The sequence below is a fragment of the Pseudomonas sp. FG86 genome (assembly GCF_057808775.1).
The window spans coordinates 1-19965 of sequence record NZ_JBMDIS010000019.1; the positions used below are offsets into that span (position 1 = coordinate 1).

Genomic DNA, 19965 nt, shown 5'->3' on the forward strand with positions numbered 1-19965 from the left:
ATCCCCGTACTTACCGACGCTGACCGGGCCGCCGCTTTTCCAGACTTACCAGGCCATGGTGTGCACGATAAAAAAATTAACTCGTTCATCCTCCTGGATAAATTTGAGTACCAAGACGCTGACAACGGTAGTGCGCTGGCTTGGGATGCAAAAGGGTGGATCGGCGGTGACGTCGATCGCCTATGGTTGCGTTCGGAAGGCGAACGTACCAATGGCGTAACCGAGAACGCTGAACTTCAGGCTCTGTGGGGACACGCCATCGGTCCTTGGTGGGATGTCGTCACCGGCATTCGACAAGACTTCAAACCTGGGTCACCTCAAACATGGGGAGCGCTCGGTATTCAGGGCATGGCCCTCTATAACTTTGAAGCTGAAGCGACTGCTTATATTGGTGAGAACGGTCAAACCGCAGCTCGGTTTGAAGGCGATTACGACATCCTGTTGACCAATCGCCTGATCTTGCAGCCGACCGCCGAAGTAAACTTGTACGGGAAAAATGATCCTCAGCGCGGCATAGGATCTGGATTGGCCAACACTGAACTAGGCCTGCGGTTGCGCTACGAAATTACTCGTCAATTCGCACCCTACATTGGTGTTAGCTGGAATCGCTCATATGGTAAGACGGCTGACCTGGCCAGCGATGAAGGGGAAAAGACAAACGAGGCCCGGTTTGTAGCTGGTATTCGGATGTGGTTCTGAGCGATTTGAGCACTAGCCCTACGAATTCAAATGATCGGGGAGTTGGCTCCCCGACTCTAAAGTAGATCCTTCAATGTAACCTTTGCAGCGGCATGAACGCTTGAGTGGGGTTCTATTGCTTCGTAGAACATCTCGCCGTCTCCAAGGGAAAAGGAAATATTCATGACAGGTAGCTTCCGACTTTCAAGTCGATTTCTGCGTATCACAACATTCACCGCGCTGTTCATTGGCTCAACGGCTCAAGCGGCGCAGACCCTGACCATCGATGTGCATCGAGATGCAAACTGCGGATGTTGCAAAAAATGGATTCAGCATCTTGAGGCCAATGGCTTCACCGTCATTGATCATGTAGAAACCAACATGAGTGCTGTCAAACAAGATCTAGGTGTCGCTCCACGACTCTCGTCTTGTCACACTGCGATGATCAACGGGAAGTTTGTTGAAGGTCATGTGCCAGTTGAGCAAATAATTGCGATGAGTAAGCGTGACGACCTTCTCGGGATCGCTGCTCCTGGCATGCCAGCAGGTTCTCCAGGAATGGAAGTCGACGGAGTGCATGAGGCCTACCAGATAATCGGCCTGACCAAAGCTGGCACAGATCAGGTGATTGCTGAATACCCCGAAAACTAATCCCACCCCGTCCATCCCGTCACAGCATGGTCACCGTTCATGGCCATGCAGCGGGACATGCTCTGTCGATTTCATTCTCAAACCATTCGCTAAGGACATCAGCAACAATTGTAAAGGCGCTCTTGCACCGAATTTGATAACCCCGTACTGCTGTCCTCAATAACAATTTGAGATGACGCCATGCTCCGTATACTGCCACGCATTGGGCAGCAGATTGCTGATCGGGATAGTGCTAAGTTTGGGAACGGCGTTGCCTCTCAGCTTGCCCTTTCGAATTAGGGCATCTGTCTCGGCTGAAAAAGTAGAAAAGGTAAATGACTGTGGTTTAAGAGTTCTTTTTTTGCAGGCTTTTCAGACGCAGGGTGGCGCGTTGTACAGCGGCCATTTTTTCTGGACGTTTCATTCGTTTCCATTTTCTGATGTCTTCCTTGGTACGACCGCAGCTGACGCATAGTTCGCTGTTCAGCTGGCAAACAGAAATACAGGGATTTTCGATGTCCTTGGCCATTGTTCAATTCCTCGTCGAACTTATGCGTGCTACGGGTTCATTGCTAAGCCAGAACGGCGACCTGATCGGGTGAGTCAGCGCCCAACTTCGTGCGGTACTCAACTGTCAGATGAGTGATCTCATGAACCGTCGCCAGCCGTTCTCGTATGTTTTCTGCATTCACTGCTGGGCTGCCCAGAACACTCACAATCGCGGCGCGGGCTTGCGGCCCCACCTGCCAGACATGAAGATCAATGATCGAAGCATCTCCCGGTCGCTCAACCAGTTCACGAATCTCTTCAGCGACATGATCATCTGTCTGGTCGAGCAATACACCCGAAGTCACCCGCATCAACGACCAAGCCCAGCGTGCAATCACAACGGCACCCACAATCCCCATTGCAGGGTCGAGCCATACCCAACCAAGGTATCGACCAGCAAGAAGGGCTGCGATGGCCAGAACCGAAGTCAGTGCATCTGCAATGACGTGAACGTATGCAGAGCGCAAATTATTGTCGTGACCATGCGCATGGTGAGACTCATCGTGGCCGTGGTCATGCCCATGGTGATGATCATGACCGCCAGACAGCAAAAGCGCGCTCACCACATTCACTGCTAGTCCGACAATTGCGATTAGAGTCGCTGTCCCGAATTGCATTTGAGTCGGTTGAAAGAGACGAAACAGCGACTCTCCAGCAATTCCCAAGGAAACCAGTCCCAAAATCAGAGCAGAAGCGAAGCCACCCAAGTCTCCCACCTTGCCAGTTCCAAAACTGTAGCGAGCACTTGAGGCATGTCTTTTCGCGTAACCGTAAGCAGCTGCGGCTATGCCCAGTGCACCTGCATGCGTTGCCATGTGAAAACCATCGGCAAGCAACGCCATTGAGCCAGTGAGATAACCTGCGGTGATTTCAGCAACCATCATTACGACGGTCAGGGCCACCACCCACAAGGTACGCTTGGCGTTTTCTTCATGTGATTTCCCAAGGAACATATGGTCGTGGGAATACTCGGCGTACGAATTACTCATCTGGGCAAATCCTATTTGGAATAGCGGCGAATGGCTTCGAGCAGCTCGTCGACACCTTTCGCTCTTTCGTCGTTGCTGAGTGTCGGATTCGCGACGTGTTCACGAGCGTGGTCTTCGATAATTTCATCCATCAGCCCATTGATAGCGCCACGGGCAGAAGCGACCAAAAGCAGAGTTTTCGAGCAGTCATCATCAGAGTCGAGTGCTCGCTCAATCGCCTGGACTTGCCCAGCGATTCGCTTTACGCGCTTAAGAAGATTGTCTTTGCTTGATCTCATGTGACTCATACCATACCCCCCCTACCTATTAGAACAATATAATCACACGTTCCAATTGGCCATACAACCCAGGGAGGGAATCCATCCGACCAGCAGCGTTGCAGCATTTGAATGCTGCATTCGAAACATTCAGCACGTCGCCTCGCCGCGCAGTACCAATACAAGCCGTATGGGCGGCCCGGCACTTCAATAATTCGATAGATGGCGTAGCGCCTATCTCTTGAGCTGCCTAGGTCAATGGTTTAGGATCGAACCACATCCCCCCTGGGAGGATGCAGCAATCAACAGAGACGAAACCAGCTGATTGCGTCTCTTCGTGGAAAGTTCGGTAACCACATGGTTACGCACTTCGCTATTTGAGATATTTCATGCTGAAAATCCTAGCCAACCGTACCTACCGTCACCTCTTCTTGGCTCAAGTGATTGCGCTCATTGGGACGGGTCTTGCCACTGTTGCATTAGGCCTATTAGCGTTCGACCTTGCAGGTGCCAATGCGGGCGCTGTGCTCGGTACGGCGTTGGCGATCAAAATGACGGCCTACATTGGCGTTGCGCCAATCGCAGCCGCTTTTGCAGAGCGTTTACCCCGTCGGGCAATGCTGGTCTCTCTGGATCTGGTGCGAGCACTGGTCGCACTGGCTCTTCCGTTTGTGACGGAAGTCTGGCAAATCTACGTGCTGATTTTCGTCCTTCAGTCCGCTTCGGCAGCGTTCACTCCGACGTTCCAGGCGACCATTCCAGACATACTGGTGGATGAAGACGACTACACCCGTGCCTTGTCGCTATCACGTCTGGCCTATGATCTTGAAAGTGTCGCGAGCCCGATGCTTGCCGCTGCACTGTTGACGGTGATCAGCTTCCATAGCCTGTTCGCCGGCACGGTCATTGGGTTCCTTGCCTCAGCGGCCCTAGTCGCCACAGTGCTGCTGCCTAAGGCGAAGCAGATACCACGACGCAGCATCTACGAACGAACCACCCGTGGCATGCGCATATTTCTGGCCACACCTCGCTTGCGAGGGCTGTTGGCTCTCAATCTTACGGTTGCGGCCGCCAGTGCTATGGTCATCGTCAATACGGTGGTGCTGGTGCAGTCGCGCTTCGCTCTGCCGCAGAGTTCTACGGCATTGGCGCTGGCCGCGTTTGGTGGCGGTTCCATGGTGGCGGCCCTGGTCTTGCCTCGACTGTTGAAAAATATCAAAGACCGAACGGCCATGTTGTTTGGTGGAGGAGTATTGCTCGCAGGCTTAGCAGTTGGCATCAACCTAACCACCTATAACTTCCTGCTACCGCTGTGGGTGGTGCTTGGGGTGGGCTACTCCTTGGCTCAAACCCCGAGCGGTCGACTGTTGCGTCGCTCGGCACATGCCGAAGATCGCCCAGCGTTGTTTGCCGCCCAATTTGCGCTATCCCATGCTTGCTGGTTGATTACCTACCCATTGGCGGGATGGCTGGGTGCCAACATTAGCCTCACTGCATCGTTTGTTGGGCTCGCTGTCGTGGCGTGTAGCGCACTGGTGGTCAGCATCGTGATATGGCGTCCAGCTCATGACCAAGAGTCGATCAGGCACACACATGAGAACTTGCCGGAGGATCACACACACCTCGGCGGTCAGGAGAGAGTGGATCACGAACACCCGTATGTGATCGATGATCAGCATCGCCGATGGCCAGATAAACGACCGTAAGTTCCTAAGATTTGCTAAGGCTGGCTGCTCAGCCTTCAGACCAGAAACCGTAGAGCTTGTAGAGCCGCAAGGTGCCCCGGATAGAACCAGTAGCCCCATTGCCGCACCGGCCAAACTTTAAAGGTTAAGGTCTGACGTAGTAGCCAGAGTCCGATCAGCGGCGCCGCGAACGCGGTGCTTAACGCCACCAATGAATAGACTTCCAAGTCCAGCGCCCTGGTTACGATGCTACTTCGCGTATTGCTCATCAGGCATAAAGCCGCTGGCAGCAGCCAAAGAACACCGGGGCCTTTGATTGCTATTAAGACAGCCGCTGGAACAAGTGCACCGTAGAAGCCGTACATAAGTGGATCATCCAGCACGTAGGCAATCGCGGCGGCCAATAACGCCATAGCGCTGCTCAACAGAGTGCGATGTTGCCATCCCCAGGCAATCACCAGCCCCAATGCCAGCGTCACCAACACGTTGAATGATCCCGAGGTGCTGATGTAGCGATAAGGCACTTCTGAAATGGCGGCGAACAACAGCATCAAGGCAAGGTAACGACCGTTCGCAGCAGTCAGCAATTCACCCTGTTTGGAACGCGCCACGTTGGCTGCAATAGCGACACAGAACAACGGAAAGGAAACTCTCCCCGGAATGAACAGGTTGCTCAACTCCGGCCACACCAACCGCAAGTGATCGATAACCATGGTCAGCATTGCCAGCCACTTGATCAGATCCAGGCTACTGCTTCGCTTCTTAAGCAAGGCATGCTGGATCGTATGAGTAGTACTCATGCCCACCCCAGTGTGACGGCGGTCAGCACGAGATAACGCACACCCTTGGCCAAGGTGACGATCAGCAGGAAACTCCAGAGTGGCTCACGCATGACTCCGGCGACGACCGTCAGTGGATCGCCAATGATGGGCACCCAACTCAGCAGCAATGACCAGCGCCCATAGCGCAGATACGACAGCTGGGCTTTTTCGAATTTACTCTCGCTCACGGGGAACCATCGCTTGTGGCGAAATCGCTCAATGGACCGTCCCAGAGCCCAGTTCAGTACAGAGCCAAGAACGTTGCCGAAAGTGGCAACCGCCAAGAGCGTTGAAGCAACGTATTGGTCGGAGAGCAACATCCCGACCAATACGGGGTCGTCTCAGAAAACGGAAAATAAAGCACGTTAAGCTCCAATTTCGCGCAGGTACTGGTACAACGTTTCGCGGCTGATGCCAAATTCACGGGCCAGCTTTGCCTTTTGCTCGCCGGCCTTGACGCGTTGCAGAAGTTCAGCGGCGCGTTCGGGCGAAAGCGCTTTCTTGCGGCCCCTGTATGCTCCGCGCTGTTTGGCGAGCGCGATGCCTTCCCTCTGTCGCTCGCGGATCAATGCTCGCTCGAACTCGGCGAACGCGCCCATGACCGACAACATCAAGTTTGCCATCGGCGAATCCTCACCGGTGAAGGTCAGGCATTCTTTGACGAACTCGATGCGCACACCGCGCCTGGTCAGCTTTTGCACAAGGCGGCGCAGGTCATCGAGGTTGCGGGCCAAGCGATCCATGCTGTGCACCACCACCGTATCTCCTTCGCGCACGAAGGCCAGCAGCGAGTCAAGTTCTGGGCGCTGGGTGTCCTTGCCCGATGCCTTGTCGGTGAATACCTTTCCGACTTCGACCTGTTCCAGTTGCCGCTTCGGGTTTTGGTCGAAGCTGCTGACCCGGACGTAGCCGATACGTTGACCTTGCAAGATGCCCCCAAACAGAAAAGTGTCAGGAATAAATCTATGACCTTGCGTAGCTTGTGTCAATAAATTAAGCGATGGAGTCTATCCGGACGTTTCTGGGTAGGCTGTCCTGACGTCAGGTTAGGGCATAGCCCAACCTGACGGATCGATTGACAGCTCATTATTATTCACTATGATTAACCCTGAGTCGAGCTATGGCAAAGTCACTCAAAATAAATCACAAAGGATAGATGATGAGCCAATCCAGCCCTTTGACGCACCAGGATGCCAACCATCGCGATTCCGCATGGGAGCGTGCTGCCAACTACGAGAAGGAAGAGCGCCCCATCCACCCAGTTAGCAAAATTGTGATCAAGGGGGCGGTTGATGTTGTGTTCTTTCGCTCGTCATCAGCGCACCTGGTCGTGGCAGGGGAAAACGTGGAAGCCATTCGTAACATCAAGACCCGCTTCGAGGGTGACAAGCTGATCATCGAGCAGGAGGGCATTTCCATTAGCGGCTATGGGGGCAATATTCACGTTTCTGGTACCGGCAACATTTTCGTGGGCGGAACGATCAATGTCGGTGGACGCCACGGCGGCGTCACTATGCAGTCCAAGGGGCGAAGCATCGTTGGAATCGCATTGCCTGAAGCCCCCAGTATCCGCATCAAGGGCAGTGGCGACGTGACCCTGTACGACCTTCAGCAGACCGTCCTCGATCTAGGCATCCAAGGTTCGGGCGATATCACGGCCTTTGGTCGCGTGGGTCTTCTGGACGCCGAGATAGCCGGTTCGGGCGACGTGGACGCCAGCGAGCTGGTCGCTACGTCCGCCAAACTGTCGGTAGTCGGCTCCGGTGATATCGACGCCTATGTCAGCGACTCAGTGAAGGCACGCGTGGCGGGTTCCGGTGACATCGTGGTGCGCGGTAACCCGCCGACCCGCGACCATTCCGTTGCCGGCTCAGGCGACATCAAGTTCAAGAAGAAGTGACGCTCCATGAAGAATGACCAAGAACGAACCGAGCTGTTGCAGCAGATCGACAAGCTGTTGACGGCAGTGGATTCGATGCAAACCTGCCTCGAAGCGCCCGAGGCCACAAACGCCGATGGCAGCTTTGACATTGCTCGCACCAACTTGCGTATCACGGCCAACGAGGCCGCGCAGGTTGTCGAACGTCAGCGAGGCGCGCAGGAGCAGCGTGAAAAGTCTCGTCCAAAAGTAACGCTGGCCACGTCGTTACTTGCCGGCGCTGAAGCGTCTGAATGGCAGGCCAACAAGCTCAAAACTAATGGCGATGAGGCCGGTGCCCGCCAGGCCAGCGAACATGCCGTCACTCTGCGCCGGATGGCATCGGAAGCGGCGGTTACTGAACGCCGGCAGAGCATGCACCTTGTACCTACCATTGATTAGGAGTAACCCCATCATGGCAACCACCGCGAAAACCCGATCCGTCACGGCTCACGTCCCTGTGCAACTGGCCGAAAAGGTCGATTTGATGGCTGAGCGCCTGGAACGCTCCAAGAACTGGATCGTCAAGCAGGCTCTGGCCGCCTGGATAGACCAGGAAGAAGAACGTAGTCGCCTGACCCGTGAGGCATTGGCCGATGTGGATGCTGGTCGCGTGATCGATCATCAAGCTGTCCAGGCCTGGGCTGAAAGCCTCAGCACTGACACTCCGTTGCCGGTACCGCGCTGATGGAGTTGAAGTGGACAAGCAAGGCGCTTTCCGACATTGCCCGGTTGTATGAGTTTCTGGCGTCGGTGAATCAGCCTGCCGCCGCACGAACAGTGCAGCAACTCACAGCCGCACCTTCCACGCTGCTGGCCAACCCGCGCATTGGCGAACGCCTGGAAGAATTCGATCCACGGGATGTGCGCCGAATTCAGATCGGCCATTACGAGATGCGTTACGAGATAGTGGATTCCACTATCTACCTACTGCGCCTGTGGCACACCCGCGAAGACCGATAGGTTTGGCTGGGCCAGGAACGGAATACATCAAACTGGCGAGCCTACGACTGATCAGAAAACCTTAGCGTACGATTTTTTCCGAATTCTGTAGGCTCCCCTAATCCAAGGCCAACCTCCTGTGCTAATTCGCCCAGTCTAGGGGGCTATAGATCAATGTCATCAACTTTGGAAATTATCCATAAATATCATATAATTAGCGCTCAAATCAGTGCATGGGAGAAGCCCTTTTGACTACCTATACCGCATCGCTTGACACCGCCAGCCAAGCCCTGGTTTGAAAATTGTACAAAAAATAACCAGTCCGCTCGATTGTCCCGCCTTCATCGCCGCCCACCGCCAGAATCCTCAAGACTTTACCCGCCGACGCCAGCTCACCTTCAAGAACCTCGTCCTGTTCCTGCTCAATCAGCCGCGCACGGCCCTGCAAACCGAACTCGATCAGTTCTATCGCGTACTCAATCAGGCGTCGACTGAGACGCAAATGGTCACTGCGCAGGCCTTCTGCAAAGCGCGCAAAAAGCTCAACCCCGAGGTATTTGAAAGTCTCAATCACCTCCTGCAGCAACAAATTGACTGCTTCGGGCTGCGTCAGAAGTGGCGTGGGCTGAGGGTGCTCGCGGTGGATGGCTCGACCGTGCATTTACCCCTGGAGTCGACCATGGCGACCTTCTTTGGCAGTCACTCTGGCTTTCCCATGGCTCGCTTGTCCACACTCTACGAAGTCGCTGACGGTCAAACCCTGCATAGCCTGATCGTGCCCCTGACCGTCGGCGAGCGCGACTGTGCCCATCTGCACCTTGAGCACCTGCCGGCTGACAGCCTGACGCTGTTTGACCGTGGTTACCCTGGGCACTGGTTATTCGCGCTGTTCGCGCAGCAACAGCGGCACTTTCTGATGCGCCTGCCCTGTGGCTATAACGCCCAGGTCAAAGCGTTTCTATACTCTGGCCAAGTTGAAGACACACAGCTTTTCGTGGCCAACCATCCTGAAGCACGTCTGTTCTGCTCCGAGGCTGGCGTTGATCCTGCCAGCCAGATCGAGCTGAGACTGATCCGGGTCGAGTTGGCCAACGGCGAAAGCGAGGTATTGCTGACCTCGTTGCTGGATCGAGAAGCCTTTCCCGCTGAGGTGTTTGCCGAGCTTTACCACCGCCGCTGGGGCATCGAAACCGACTTCCGTCGCCTCAAACAAACCCTGACGCTGGACAACTTCAGCGGCCGCAGCGTGACTGCTGTAAAGCAGGACTTTCATGCCGCTCAACTGTTGAAGAACCTGGCGCTGTTGATGCAGCACCTGCTACAGCCGGTCATCGAACAGCGCCACAAAGGTCGCAAGCTGCGATGGAAAGTCAACTTCACCCAAGGCGTGTCACGGCTCAAAAATACCCTGGTCGAGCTGCTGGTGCGGCACTGTGCTCAGGGGCTGAGCAATGTGCTGGCCTTGATGGCTAAAAGCCTCAGTGCCGTACGCTCAGGCCGTAGCTTTGCGCGCCAACGCAAACGCGCAGCCAGCCGAGGTTGTGAGGGCTACAAACCGACGCGCTGAAGAAACACCACCGCCCAACCTCCGTGCAAAAAAAAGCTGGCCACAAGCGGTCGGCATAGGCTCGTCCGGAGAACGAGAAATCTCGCCTAGACAGCCGGAACAGACGATGATCACATCACCGCCAGCCCAGTTAGACCGCCTGATTGAGCGGCAGAGGCCTGGTCATCGCCCGACGGCCATGGCGGCTGGCTGCTTCGGGGGGCTTGCCTTGGGCAGGGCTGCAGCTTAGGTTGATGACATTGCCCTTACAACTACCCAACACCAAAATTACAATTTGGTAATATCGACGCTCTTAAACATTTTTTTCACACGCCGGCTCCCATGAGTAGTTAAAGTCAACACCATACAGCCTCTTGAACACATGCAGTTCTCTCAATGATATCGCCACCCTCTACAACCTTGCCTTACTATCTGATCGTTGGAATATTTGCCACTGGCGCTCATTACATAACACTTTTGTTATTGTCTCTGGTTCTGCCCGCACTCATTGCGACGTTACTGGGAGCAATAGTCGGGACTGTTGTTAGTTATCAGGGCAACAAGCGCTGGACGTTTACAAAGGCTCGCCCATCCGACACTTATCAATGGCTGCGCTTCAGCATCACGGCCTTGGTCTACAACGGTACAAACCTGGCCCTGATGGCGACCCTGCTGGAGCACTGGCCCCAGCGCCTATGGCTGATGCAGGTGATCACCACCTGTGCCCTGACGTTGATCACTTACCAAATCAACCAGTACTGGAGCTTTCGCCATGAATCGATCAAGAGCTGAGCGCTCCCCACGTCCGATGCTCAGTGTGATTGTCTGTTGTTATAACGAAGCCAAGGTACTGCCTTTTTTTCATAAGCGGCTAATGGCTGTACTTAAGACACTCAGCATTCGCTACGAAGTAGTGTATGTCAACGACGGCAGCCGCGATGAAACACTGGCGCTACTGGATGGTTATTGCCAGACGCCTGGCGTTCGTTGTTTGAACCTGAGCCGTAACTTTGGCAAGGAAGCCGCCATGGTCGCCGGTATTGATTATGCGGTCGGGGATGCGTTGTTATTTATTGATGCCGACTTGCAAGACCCGCCCGAACTTATTCCACTCATGGTTCATCATTGGTTGACCGGTAGCGATATCGTCAATATGCAGCGCCGCAGTCGCCTGTCTGATACCTCAAGCAAACGTATCAGTGCCCACCTCTATTACAAACTGATGAACTTTTTGGCCGACAAGTTTGATGTTCCCGCAGACGTCAGCGACTTCCGCCTGATTGGCCCGGCGCCCCTGGCAGCGCTGCGCGGTATGCCGGAACGGACGCGTTTCATGAAGGGCCTGATCAGTTGGCTGGGGTTCAATACCATCGAGTTGCCCTATGACCGTGAGCCGCGTAGCGCCGGTCTCAGCAAATGGGGGCCGCTGGCGCTGATCGACCTCGGTATCGAAGGCGTATTGGCGCTGTCGCGCAAGCCGTTGCGCTGGTTCAGCCTGCTCAGCCTGATGATTTTCATCGCCACCATGGTGCTCATCATCCAGCAGATGAGCGTAAACACCGCCAATGCCCATCACGTGATCATGGGCATTGCTGCGTTCATTACCGTGGGCATAGCAATGATCGGCGAATACCTCGGGGCAACGTTGAGCGAAGTCAGGCAGCGTCCCATCTATCTACTCGACAACCTGCTCGGCGAAGCCCCTGAACGGCCGGAGCACCCCTGCCCGATACACCCTCGCGAACAAGAAAACCACTGATGATAACGACCCGTACGCTATGGCTGGTATTGATCGCCATTTTGGCCCTGCGCCTGGCAAGCCTGGGGCTGTACCCGCTGATGGACACCTCGGAAGCCCGCTACGCGGAAATGGCCCGCAAGATGCTGGTACTCGGCAACTGGGTAACCCCGCTGTTCGAGCTGGACGTACCTTTTTGGGGCAAGCCGCCACTGTCGTTCTGGACCCAGGCGCTGGGCATGAAGTTGCTGGGTATCAATGAATTCGCCATTCGCTTTCCGGCGTGGCTGCTGCATGTCGCCAGTTGCCTGATCATCATCCGGTTTGCCCGTGAGCAGGCCGATGAAAAAACGGCGGTATTGGCGGCAATTATCTTTTCCAGCTCAACCCTCGGCCTGTTGTCAGCAGGTGTGGTGTTGACCGACCCGGCATTGAGTTTCTCGGTACTGCTGGCCAGCTATGGCTTCTGGTGCGGCATGACACGGGGCGACCGCCGTTGGGCACTGGCAGGATTTGCCGGCCTGGGCCTCGGGTTGCTGGCAAAGGGGCCGTTGGTGCTGGTGCTGGTGGGGGCTCCAGCTGTGATCTGGACGCTTTACTACCGACAATGGCGTGCCTTTTTGCACTTGCCCTGGCTGCTGGGCCTTGCGTTGATGCTGGTGATTGCCGTGCCTTGGTACGTGATTGCTGAACAGCGCACGCCGGGGTTTCTCGATTACTTCCTGATCGGCGAGCACTGGAAGCGTTATGTGGTCAGCAAATGGGCCGGAGACTTGTACGGCAGCGCCCATGCCCGGCCCACGGGCGCCATCTGGATGGACCTGATGCTCGCGCTTTTTCCCTGGACGCTGCTGTTGCCAGCGGTGTACTTCGCCCTGCGCCGCTCGGCCCTGTCGGGTCGCTACTATGGTTTTATCGCCCTGTGGGCCCTGGCTACGCCGGTATTTTTCACGTTCTCCGGCAATATCCTGTGGACTTACCTGCTGCCATCGCTGCCGGCCTGGAGCCTGCTGCTGGCTGGCGCACTCAAGGCTGTGCCCTGGCAAACCGGCAAAACCATCATTGGGTTGATCCTCGCGCTGCTGCTGCCGGTATGGCTGCTGATCGCTGCCATCGACGGCCGCGCCTTTGACCGGCCGAATAACCAACGTGAGCTCGCCAGGGCCTGGCAGCAGTTGCAGGCAGAGCGTCCCGGAACCCTCTTTTACTGGGGCCGGCGCTCGTACTCGGGGGAGTTCTATACGCAGGGGCAGGCACGCCGGGTCGAGGACTTGGCTACCTTGCCCGTTGACCGCAGCTTTTACATCGCCCGTCGGGTACGTGACCTCAAGCGAGGCATCCAGGGCTTGCAGCCGTTCAATTGTGTCGAGCAACTGCGTGCCAGCCAAAGCGTGTTATTCAGGTGCGAACCACTGAAAGCACCCACTGACCTGTAGGAGCCGGCTTGCCGGCAACGCCCTGGCGACCAGCATCAACAGCGTTGCGTTACGGCTACCAGACCATCTCCTGGCTGCCCCTTTGCCCCGATACATCATCAAGCTGGGGGCGCTTTCCGGGCTGGGAATCGACCATGCACTGATGCTGGGCCTGCAAGTGAAGACCGCGTTCTAAAGCGCTAGCGCATAGGCATCTGGATTAATCTTGATCTTGGACCTCCAGTTGGAACACGATGGCTGCCTTGAACCGTTGACGAAAGGAATCTCGTTATGTTCCCTCTGGACATCTGGCTGACCTATACCGCCGCCTGCCTGTTGCTGGTGCTTTCCCCCGGGCCGGACAACCTGCTGGCCATCGCCAGGGGCCTGAGCCAGGGGCGCATGGCGGCGGCCATTTCGGGGGTTGCGTCGGGCACCGGGATTCTGTTTCACGTAGCCACCGCCTCGTTGGGCCTGACCCTATTGATGCAGACATCCGCCGTGGCCTTCTGGGTCGTAAAAGTGATCGGCGCCAGCTACCTGGTGTGGCTGGGTATCAAGGTCTTGCGTTCGCGCAGCCTGATCAACTTCAAACCGGCGGCACGGCAATCGCTCAAAAGCATCTTCCTCACCGGCTTCCTGTCTGCGGCGCTTAACCCTAAGCCGGGACTGTTTGTGCTTGCGTTCATTCCACAGTTCGTCAACCCATCATTGGGCTCGGTCACTGTGCAGATGCTGGTCTACGGCACCTGGTTCGCCGCGTTGACCGCCCTGGGCTTTGCGCTCATGGGAATTTTTGCAACGCGCCTGTCGACCTGGCTGCAGCGCAAGCCAAAAGTTGTCAACGGCCTGAATGTCGGCGCCGGACTGACCTTCGTCGCGTCCGGGCTTTCGGTAGCAGCACTCAGCCAAAAATAACCCATGATTGCTCATGGGTTATTAGTTGCAGGCCTTACGCTCGGATCAGGTGATCAAAAGCACTCAGGGAAGCCTTGTCATGCCACGCCGTTCTATCCTGTCCATTGCCGAGCGTGACAGCCTGCTGGCATTGCCAGATACCAAGGAAGAACTGATTCGTCAGTACACGTTTAGCGACACCGACCTGTCCATCATTCGGCAGCGGCGCGGCCCGGCCAACCGCCTGGGCTTCGCCGTGCAGCTCTGCTACCTGCGCTTTCCCGGTGTCATCCTTGGCGTCGATGAGCCGCCGTTTCCGCCTTTGCTGAAACTGGTCGCTGACCAGCTCAAGGTTGGCGTCGAACGCTGGGGCGAGTATGGCCAGCGGGAACAGACCCGGCGCGAGCACCTGGTCGAACTGCAAACGGTGTTCGGCTTCCAGCCCTTCACGATGAGCCACTACCGGCAGGCCGTCCAGTGGCTGACCGAGCTGGCCATGCAAACCGACAAGGGCGTCGTGCTGGCCAGCGCCTTGGTCGATCATCTGCGGCGACAGTCGGTCATTCTGCCTGCCATCAACGCCGTCGAACGAGCGACCGCCGAAGCGATTACCCGCGCCAACCGGCGCATCTACGATGCCCTGGCCGAACCGCTATCGGACGCGCATCGCCGCCGCCTCGACGATCTGCTCAAGCGCCGGGACAACGGCAAAACGACCTGGCTGGCCTGGCTGCGCCAGTCGCCCGTCAAACCGAACTCGCGGCACATGCTGGAACACATCGAACGCCTCAAGGCGTGGCAGGCGCTCGACCTGCCTTCCGGCATCGAGCGGTCGGTTCACCAGAACCGGCTGCTCAAGATTGCCCGCGAGGGCGGCCAGATGACGCCCGCCGACCTGGCCAAGTTCGAGGCGCCGCGCCGCTACGCGACCCTGGTCGCGCTTGCCATCGAGGGTATGGCCACCGTCACCGACGAAATCATTGACCTGCACGACCGCATCCTGGGCAAGCTGTTCAACGCCGCCAAGAACAAGCATCAGCAGCAGTTCCAGGCGTCCGGCAAGGCGATCAACGCCAAGGTGCGGCTGTTCGGCCGCATCGGCCAGGCGCTGATCGAGGCCAAGCAAGCTGGCCGCGATCCGTTCGCTGCCATCGAGGCCGTCATGTCCTGGGATGCCTTTGCCGAGAGCGTCACCGAGGCGCAGAAACTCGCACAGCCCGAGGATTTCGATTTCCTGCACCGCATCGGCGAGAGCTACGCCACGCTGCGCCGCTACGCGCCGGAATTCCTCGACGTGCTCAAGCTGCGGGCCGCGCCCGCCGCCAAGGACGTGCTCGACGCCATCGAGGTACTGCGCGGCATGAACAGCGACAATGCCCGCAAGGTGCCTGCGGACGCGCCGACCGACTTCATCAAGCCGCGCTGGCAGAAACTGGTCATGACCGACACCGGCATTGACCGGCGTTACTACGAACTGTGTGCCCTGTCGGAGATGAAGAACGCGCTGCGTTCCGGCGACATTTGGGTACAAGGCTCGCGCCAGTTCAAGGACTTCGAGGACTATTTGGTGCCGCCCGCGAAATTCGCCAGCCTCAAGCAGGCCAGCGAATTGCCGCTGGCCGTGGCCACCGATTGCGACCAGTACCTGCATGACCGGCTGACGCTGCTGGAAACGCAGCTCGCCACCGTCAACCGCATGGCGCTGGCCAACGAGCTGCCGGACGCCATCATCACGGAGTCGGGCCTGAAGATCACGCCGCTCGATGCGGCGGTGCCCGACACCGCGCAGGCGCTGATCGACCAGACAGCAATGATCCTGCCGCACGTCAAGATCACCGAACTGCTGCTGGAGGTAGACGAATGGACAGGCTTCACCCGGCACTTCGCGCACCTGAAATCGGGCGACCTGGCCAAGGACAAGAACCTGCTGCTGACCACGATCCTGGCCGACGCGATCAACCTGGGCCTGACCAAGATGGCGGAGTCCTGCCCCGGAACGACCTACGCCAAGCTCGCCTGGCTCCAAGCCTGGCATACCCGCGACGAAACCTATTCGACGGCGCTGGCCGAACTGGTCAACGCGCAGTTCCGGCATCCCTTCGCCGAGCACTGGGGCGACGGCACCACGTCATCGTCGGACGGCCAGAATTTCCGAACCGGCAGCAAGGCCGAGAGCACTGGCCACATCAACCCGAAATACGGCAGCAGTCCTGGGCGGACTTTCTACACCCACATCTCCGACCAGTACGCGCCATTCCACACCAAAGTGGTCAATGTCGGCGTGCGCGACTCGACCTATGTGCTCGACGGCTTGCTGTACCACGAGTCCGACCTGCGCATCGAGGAGCACTACACCGATACGGCAGGATTCACCGATCATGTATTTGGCCTGATGCACCTGCTGGGCTTCCGCTTTGCGCCGCGCATCCGCGACCTGGGCGACACCAAGCTGTTCATCCCCAAGGGCGACACTGTCTACGACGCGCTCAAGCCGATGATTAGCAGCGACAGACTGAACATCAAGGCTATTCGCGCCCATTGGGATGAAATTCTACGGCTGGCCACGTCGATCAAGCAGGGCACCGTGACGGCTTCGCTGATGCTGCGCAAGCTCGGCAGCTATCCGCGCCAGAACGGCCTGGCCGTGGCCCTGCGCGAGCTGGGGCGTATCGAGCGCACGCTGTTCATCCTGGATTGGTTGCAAAGCGTGGAGCTGCGCCGTCGCGTGCACGCTGGGCTGAACAAGGGCGAAGCCCGCAACGCGCTGGCCCGCGCCGTGTTCTTCAACCGGCTGGGCGAAATCCGCGACCGCAGCTTCGAGCAGCAGCGCTACCGGGCCAGTGGCCTCAACCTGGTGACGGCAGCCATCGTGCTGTGGAACACGGTTTATCTGGAACGGGCCGCGAATGCCCTGCGTGGACACGGCAAGCCCGTTGATGACTCTCTATTGCAGTATCTGTCGCCGCTGGGTTGGGAGCACATCAACCTGACTGGCGATTACCTCTGGCGCAGCAACGCCAAGATCGGCGCGGGCAAGTTCAGGCCGCTACGGCCGCTGCAGCCAGCTTAACGTGCTTTATTTTCCGTTTTCTAAGACGACCCCAATACGGCTTCTGACTGCATTGGTAACAGTGTGGCGGCACCGAGTGCCGCCAGGAACAGACCAACGTAGCTTGTGAGTTCAAACACTTAGGCGTCGCCTTATGCGTTCAGGCCAATCCAGCCATGGATGCCAACGTAGAGCCCGACTCCGATAATCAGTGCACTAGACAGATAAGGGGCGCGACGCGCAACGGTGCCCATCCAAGGCCAGCGGTTGGAGGCCTGCTTGGCGCCAATAGCGGCGGCTGCACCGACGGTTACCAGTGTGAGCGCCAGACCAATACTAAAGCACAGGACGAGCACGCCACCCAAGGCAACTTCTTTGACCTGGAGGCAGAGCAGCAGAACGGTGATCGCCGCTAGGCAAGGAATGAGCCCCCCCGTCAAGCCGAACATGATGATCTGTCCCGTAGTGACTTCACGGTTGGTGAAGCGCTTACGGATATCGTTGGCATGGGCACGCTCATGCGCATCCTGATAGCCATCAATCGACAATTCCAACCCTTCCAGTTCGGAGTGCGCGTGGCCGTGATCATGCTCCTGGTATTCCAAGTCGTAATCATGGGAGTGACCGGCATGGCCCAGGCTCAAGCGGGCACTGAATTCATGAGGTTCAGGGATATCGACCGTCGACTCTAGGAAACTTTCGCGCTCAACAAATGAGAAGGTTTGCGTGCTGCCATCAGAGCGGGTCGTTATCAAGCTAACGTCTGATGCTGACCAGGCATGCCCACGCAACGTTTTCATACGCCAGTGAGGAGGTACCCCCTCCTCAAATATCGACAGTTCGACCCGGCCATGGCCGGTATCAATTCGATGGGTTTCATCATGATCACCATGGTCATGCCCATCGTGGTGGTGATCGTCACCTTGCTCGAACTTGAACATCTGCTCACCGCGCCAGGTACGCCATAGCATCCAGAGCGCAATCACGATGATAAGGGCAGAGGACGCGAGCTGGAAGTACGGCTCCGTGGTTTGAGCGTCCAGGCCTTTGCCCAGATACATACCGCCGATGGCGACCAACCACACTACAGCGGTGTGCGACAGCGTCGCGGCCAGGCCCAACAAGACGGCCTGTTTGACCGAGCCACGGATGGCCACGATGAAGGCCGCCATCATGGTTTTTGAATGGCCGGGTTCCAGGCCATGCAAGGCGCCGAGCAAGATAGCGCTCGGGAAGTAGAGCCAGGCGTGCGAACCACCCTGTTGCAAGAGTTCAGCGAAGTTGGGCATATCAGACCTAGAGGTATTTGGTGATTTGTTTGAACGCTTCCAGCGGTGCGCGCTCGCCATTGCCCAAGGCCGAGACGGTGTCCTCCAGGCAGTGGTCAATGTGATCCTGGATCAGCGTGCGCTTAGCTTGGCACACTGCTTTTTCAACAGCGTGCAGCTGCTGAGCAATGTCCACGCATTCACGCCCCTCTTCGATCATGGTGATGATGCCGCGCAAATGACCATCCGCCCGCTTGAGACGCTTGATGATCGCCTCGTGACTTTGGTGGGTTTGGGGATGGCTGTGTTCGTGTTCGTGCTCACTCATGACTTGAGCCTCAGGCCTCAATGAATTACGCTGGCATCCTATCCCCCCTAGGGGGATGCGGTCAAACGCATCAAAGCCCCACAAAACGAGTTGAAACCCGAACACTATGTTCAGCAGAACACTGACAATGACGATGGTAATCGCACTTGCTCTCGCCATGTTTGTGGCTTGGGCAGGGCATACCTATACGTTGTCGGTGACATCGAAACAGCCAGCCTGGGAGATTGCACAAGACGCCCATCACTCCCATGAGCAGCAGGCAGAGATGTCGCGTGCGAGCTACTCGGATCACTACCACTCACCGTTGACCCCTGACCATCAGCACGAAACACCTCAGCTCACGTCCGCGTTGAGTTTGGCTGCACAGCCGAAGCTGTCTATACGAGTTGATGCGCGCCGATATTCCGTTCCTCGTCCGCCGATTTTCTTGATCGAGCGTCCACCCCGTCCCCCGTTCGCATCCTGACCATGGCCGCTCTGCGGCCTTTGATCCCTGCAACGTAGGATTGATCTATGCATTCGCACTCGATGAGCGGCGTTGTCGCATTCACTGCGCCATCGCACCGCCCGCTACTGCTGTTGTTTTTACTTGTCGCTGCACTTTTCGTCGGGATGCCCGAGGCGATGGCTCACGCCGTCGCGGAAGGTGACAAGGGCTTCATCCAAGAAAGTTCCGGCGTCATGTTGCTGCCCTTCATCTACATGGGCGCCAAGCACATGATGACGGGCTACGACCACCTGCTGTTTCTGTTCGGGGTGATCTTCTTCCTCTATCGCCTAAAAGACGTGGGGCTCTACGTCACGCTGTTCGCTGTAGGGCACTCGGTCACGCTGCTGCTTGGCGTACTTACAGAGGTCAGCATCAGCTCGTACATCATCGACGCCATCATCGGCTTCTCGGTGGTGTACAAGGCGCTTGATAACCTGGGTGCATTCCAGCGCTGGTTCGGTTTCCAACCCAACACCAAGGTGGCCACGCTGATCTTCGGCCTGCTCCATGGATTCGGGCTGGCCACTAAGATCCAGGAGTACGAAATCTCGCCTGATGGCCTGATTCCGAACTTGATCGCCTTCAACGTCGGCGTCGAGATCGGCCAATTGCTGGCCCTTAGCGCGATTCTCATTTTGATGGGGTATTGGCGGCGCACCGGCAGTTTCTGGCGTCACGCCTATACCGCCAACGTTGCCATGATGAGTGCCGGTTTCCTGCTGATGGGTTACCAGATCACCGGCCTGTTTGTCTCCGCGTAAGGAA

21 protein-coding genes and 2 pseudogenes are annotated in these 19965 nt (G+C 57.1%); 14 read left to right on the forward strand and 9 right to left on the reverse strand.

Features of this window, described 5'->3' with window-relative positions:
• Window positions 1-699, forward strand: a 699-nt coding sequence (locus ACODSV_RS14465; RefSeq protein ID WP_489078281.1) for a copper resistance protein B, incomplete at its 5' end; no start/stop codon positions are given.
• A 162-nt stretch (window positions 700-861) separates the two neighbouring features.
• Window positions 862-1329: a DUF411 domain-containing protein gene (locus ACODSV_RS14470; protein ID WP_019334904.1), complete on the forward strand. Its 468-nt coding sequence runs from the start codon at window positions 862-864 to the stop codon at window positions 1327-1329.
• Between the two features lie 325 nt (window positions 1330-1654).
• Here the strand turns inward: ACODSV_RS14470 and ACODSV_RS14475 are convergent, their stop codons facing one another.
• Genes ACODSV_RS14475 through ACODSV_RS14485 form a run of 3 tightly spaced genes read right to left on the reverse strand, consistent with a single transcriptional unit; the run spans window position 1655 to window position 3133 of the window.
• Window positions 1655-1837, reverse strand: a complete 183-nt coding sequence (locus tag ACODSV_RS14475; protein WP_017341650.1) for a DUF1289 domain-containing protein — start codon at window positions 1835-1837, stop codon at window positions 1655-1657.
• Between the two features lie 43 nt (window positions 1838-1880).
• On the reverse strand, window positions 1881-2846 hold the full coding sequence (dmeF, locus tag ACODSV_RS14480) for a CDF family Co(II)/Ni(II) efflux transporter DmeF (protein ID WP_019334903.1): 966 nt from the start codon (window positions 2844-2846) through the stop codon (window positions 1881-1883).
• Window positions 2847-2857: 11 nt separating this feature from the next.
• Window positions 2858-3133, reverse strand: a complete 276-nt coding sequence (locus tag ACODSV_RS14485; RefSeq protein ID WP_025992775.1) for a metal/formaldehyde-sensitive transcriptional repressor — start codon at window positions 3131-3133, stop codon at window positions 2858-2860.
• Window positions 3134-3492: 359 nt separating this feature from the next.
• On the opposite strand from ACODSV_RS14485, the gene ACODSV_RS14490 reads away from it, so the two are divergent.
• On the forward strand, window positions 3493-4809 hold the full coding sequence (locus ACODSV_RS14490; protein ID WP_032901572.1) for an MFS transporter: 1317 nt from the start codon (window positions 3493-3495) through the stop codon (window positions 4807-4809).
• 35 nt (window positions 4810-4844) lie between these two features.
• On the opposite strand, the gene ACODSV_RS14495 is transcribed toward ACODSV_RS14490, so the two are convergent.
• The 3 genes and pseudogenes from ACODSV_RS14495 to ACODSV_RS14505 all read right to left on the reverse strand — a co-directional run bounded on the left by ACODSV_RS14495 (window position 4845) and on the right by ACODSV_RS14505 (window position 6538).
• Window positions 4845-5588: a TraX family protein gene (locus ACODSV_RS14495; RefSeq protein WP_019334900.1), complete on the reverse strand. Its 744-nt coding sequence runs from the start codon at window positions 5586-5588 to the stop codon at window positions 4845-4847.
• A pseudogene (locus tag ACODSV_RS14500) lies at window positions 5585-5947 on the reverse strand (YqaA family protein); the annotation flags it as partial. The gene ACODSV_RS14495 and the pseudogene ACODSV_RS14500, both read right to left, overlap by 4 nt.
• A gap of 27 nt (window positions 5948-5974) precedes the next feature.
• Window positions 5975-6538, reverse strand: coding sequence for a recombinase family protein (locus tag ACODSV_RS14505; RefSeq protein WP_019334898.1), 564 nt, complete (start codon window positions 6536-6538; stop codon window positions 5975-5977).
• A 230-nt stretch (window positions 6539-6768) separates the two neighbouring features.
• Here ACODSV_RS14505 and ACODSV_RS14510 point away from each other — a divergent pair, with 230 nt between their 5' ends.
• From ACODSV_RS14510 to ACODSV_RS14555, 10 genes are all read left to right on the forward strand, one after another.
• Window positions 6769-7509 carry a GIN domain-containing protein gene (locus ACODSV_RS14510; protein ID WP_019334897.1) on the forward strand — a complete coding sequence of 247 codons (741 nt, stop codon included), beginning with the start codon at window positions 6769-6771 and terminating at the stop codon, window positions 7507-7509.
• A 6-nt stretch (window positions 7510-7515) separates the two neighbouring features.
• On the forward strand, window positions 7516-7929 hold the full coding sequence (locus ACODSV_RS14515; protein ID WP_016502319.1) for a hypothetical protein: 414 nt from the start codon (window positions 7516-7518) through the stop codon (window positions 7927-7929).
• A 13-nt stretch (window positions 7930-7942) separates the two neighbouring features.
• Entirely contained in the window at window positions 7943-8215 is a 273-nt protein-coding gene (locus tag ACODSV_RS14520) for a CopG family ribbon-helix-helix protein (protein ID WP_016502318.1), read from the forward strand.
• Complete coding sequence (locus ACODSV_RS14525; RefSeq protein WP_016502317.1) at window positions 8215-8490, forward strand: type II toxin-antitoxin system RelE/ParE family toxin; 276 nt, start codon at window positions 8215-8217, stop codon at window positions 8488-8490. Before ACODSV_RS14520 ends, ACODSV_RS14525 begins: the two co-directional genes overlap by 1 nt.
• 274 nt (window positions 8491-8764) lie before the next feature.
• Window positions 8765-10036, forward strand: coding sequence for an IS4-like element ISPa1635 family transposase (locus tag ACODSV_RS14530; protein WP_023082049.1), 1272 nt, complete (start codon window positions 8765-8767; stop codon window positions 10034-10036).
• A gap of 375 nt (window positions 10037-10411) precedes the next feature.
• The gene (locus tag ACODSV_RS14535; RefSeq protein WP_080034397.1) at window positions 10412-10807 is read left to right on the forward strand and encodes a GtrA family protein; all 396 of its coding nucleotides are present in this window, start codon (window positions 10412-10414) and stop codon (window positions 10805-10807) included.
• A 16-nt stretch (window positions 10808-10823) separates the two neighbouring features.
• Complete coding sequence (locus tag ACODSV_RS14540; RefSeq protein ID WP_019334893.1) at window positions 10824-11774, forward strand: glycosyltransferase family 2 protein; 951 nt, start codon at window positions 10824-10826, stop codon at window positions 11772-11774.
• Window positions 11774-13189: an ArnT family glycosyltransferase gene (locus ACODSV_RS14545; RefSeq protein ID WP_019334892.1), complete on the forward strand. Its 1416-nt coding sequence runs from the start codon at window positions 11774-11776 to the stop codon at window positions 13187-13189. Before ACODSV_RS14540 ends, ACODSV_RS14545 begins: the two co-directional genes overlap by 1 nt.
• Window positions 13190-13459: 270 nt before the next feature.
• Window positions 13460-14086, forward strand: a complete 627-nt coding sequence (locus ACODSV_RS14550; protein WP_019334890.1) for a LysE family translocator — start codon at window positions 13460-13462, stop codon at window positions 14084-14086.
• Between the two features lie 79 nt (window positions 14087-14165).
• Entirely contained in the window at window positions 14166-17135 is a 2970-nt protein-coding gene (locus ACODSV_RS14555; RefSeq protein WP_019334889.1) for a Tn3 family transposase, read from the forward strand.
• 32 nt (window positions 17136-17167) lie between these two features.
• On the opposite strand, the pseudogene ACODSV_RS14560 reads toward ACODSV_RS14555, so the two are convergent.
• The 3 genes and pseudogenes from ACODSV_RS14560 to ACODSV_RS14570 all read right to left on the reverse strand — a co-directional run.
• A pseudogene (locus ACODSV_RS14560) lies at window positions 17168-17254 on the reverse strand (YqaA family protein); the annotation flags it as partial.
• 12 nt (window positions 17255-17266) lie between these two features.
• Entirely contained in the window at window positions 17267-18403 is a 1137-nt protein-coding gene (locus ACODSV_RS14565) for a nickel/cobalt efflux protein RcnA (protein WP_019334888.1), read from the reverse strand.
• Window positions 18404-18410: 7 nt separating this feature from the next.
• Entirely contained in the window at window positions 18411-18710 is a 300-nt protein-coding gene (locus tag ACODSV_RS14570) for a metal-sensing transcriptional repressor (protein WP_019334887.1), read from the reverse strand.
• A gap of 513 nt (window positions 18711-19223) precedes the next feature.
• On the opposite strand from ACODSV_RS14570, the gene ACODSV_RS14575 reads away from it, so the two are divergent.
• A complete protein-coding gene (locus ACODSV_RS14575) occupies window positions 19224-19961 on the forward strand; it encodes a HupE/UreJ family protein (protein WP_019334886.1) in 738 nt (245 codons plus the stop codon).
• Window positions 19962-19965: the final 4 nt, after the last annotated feature.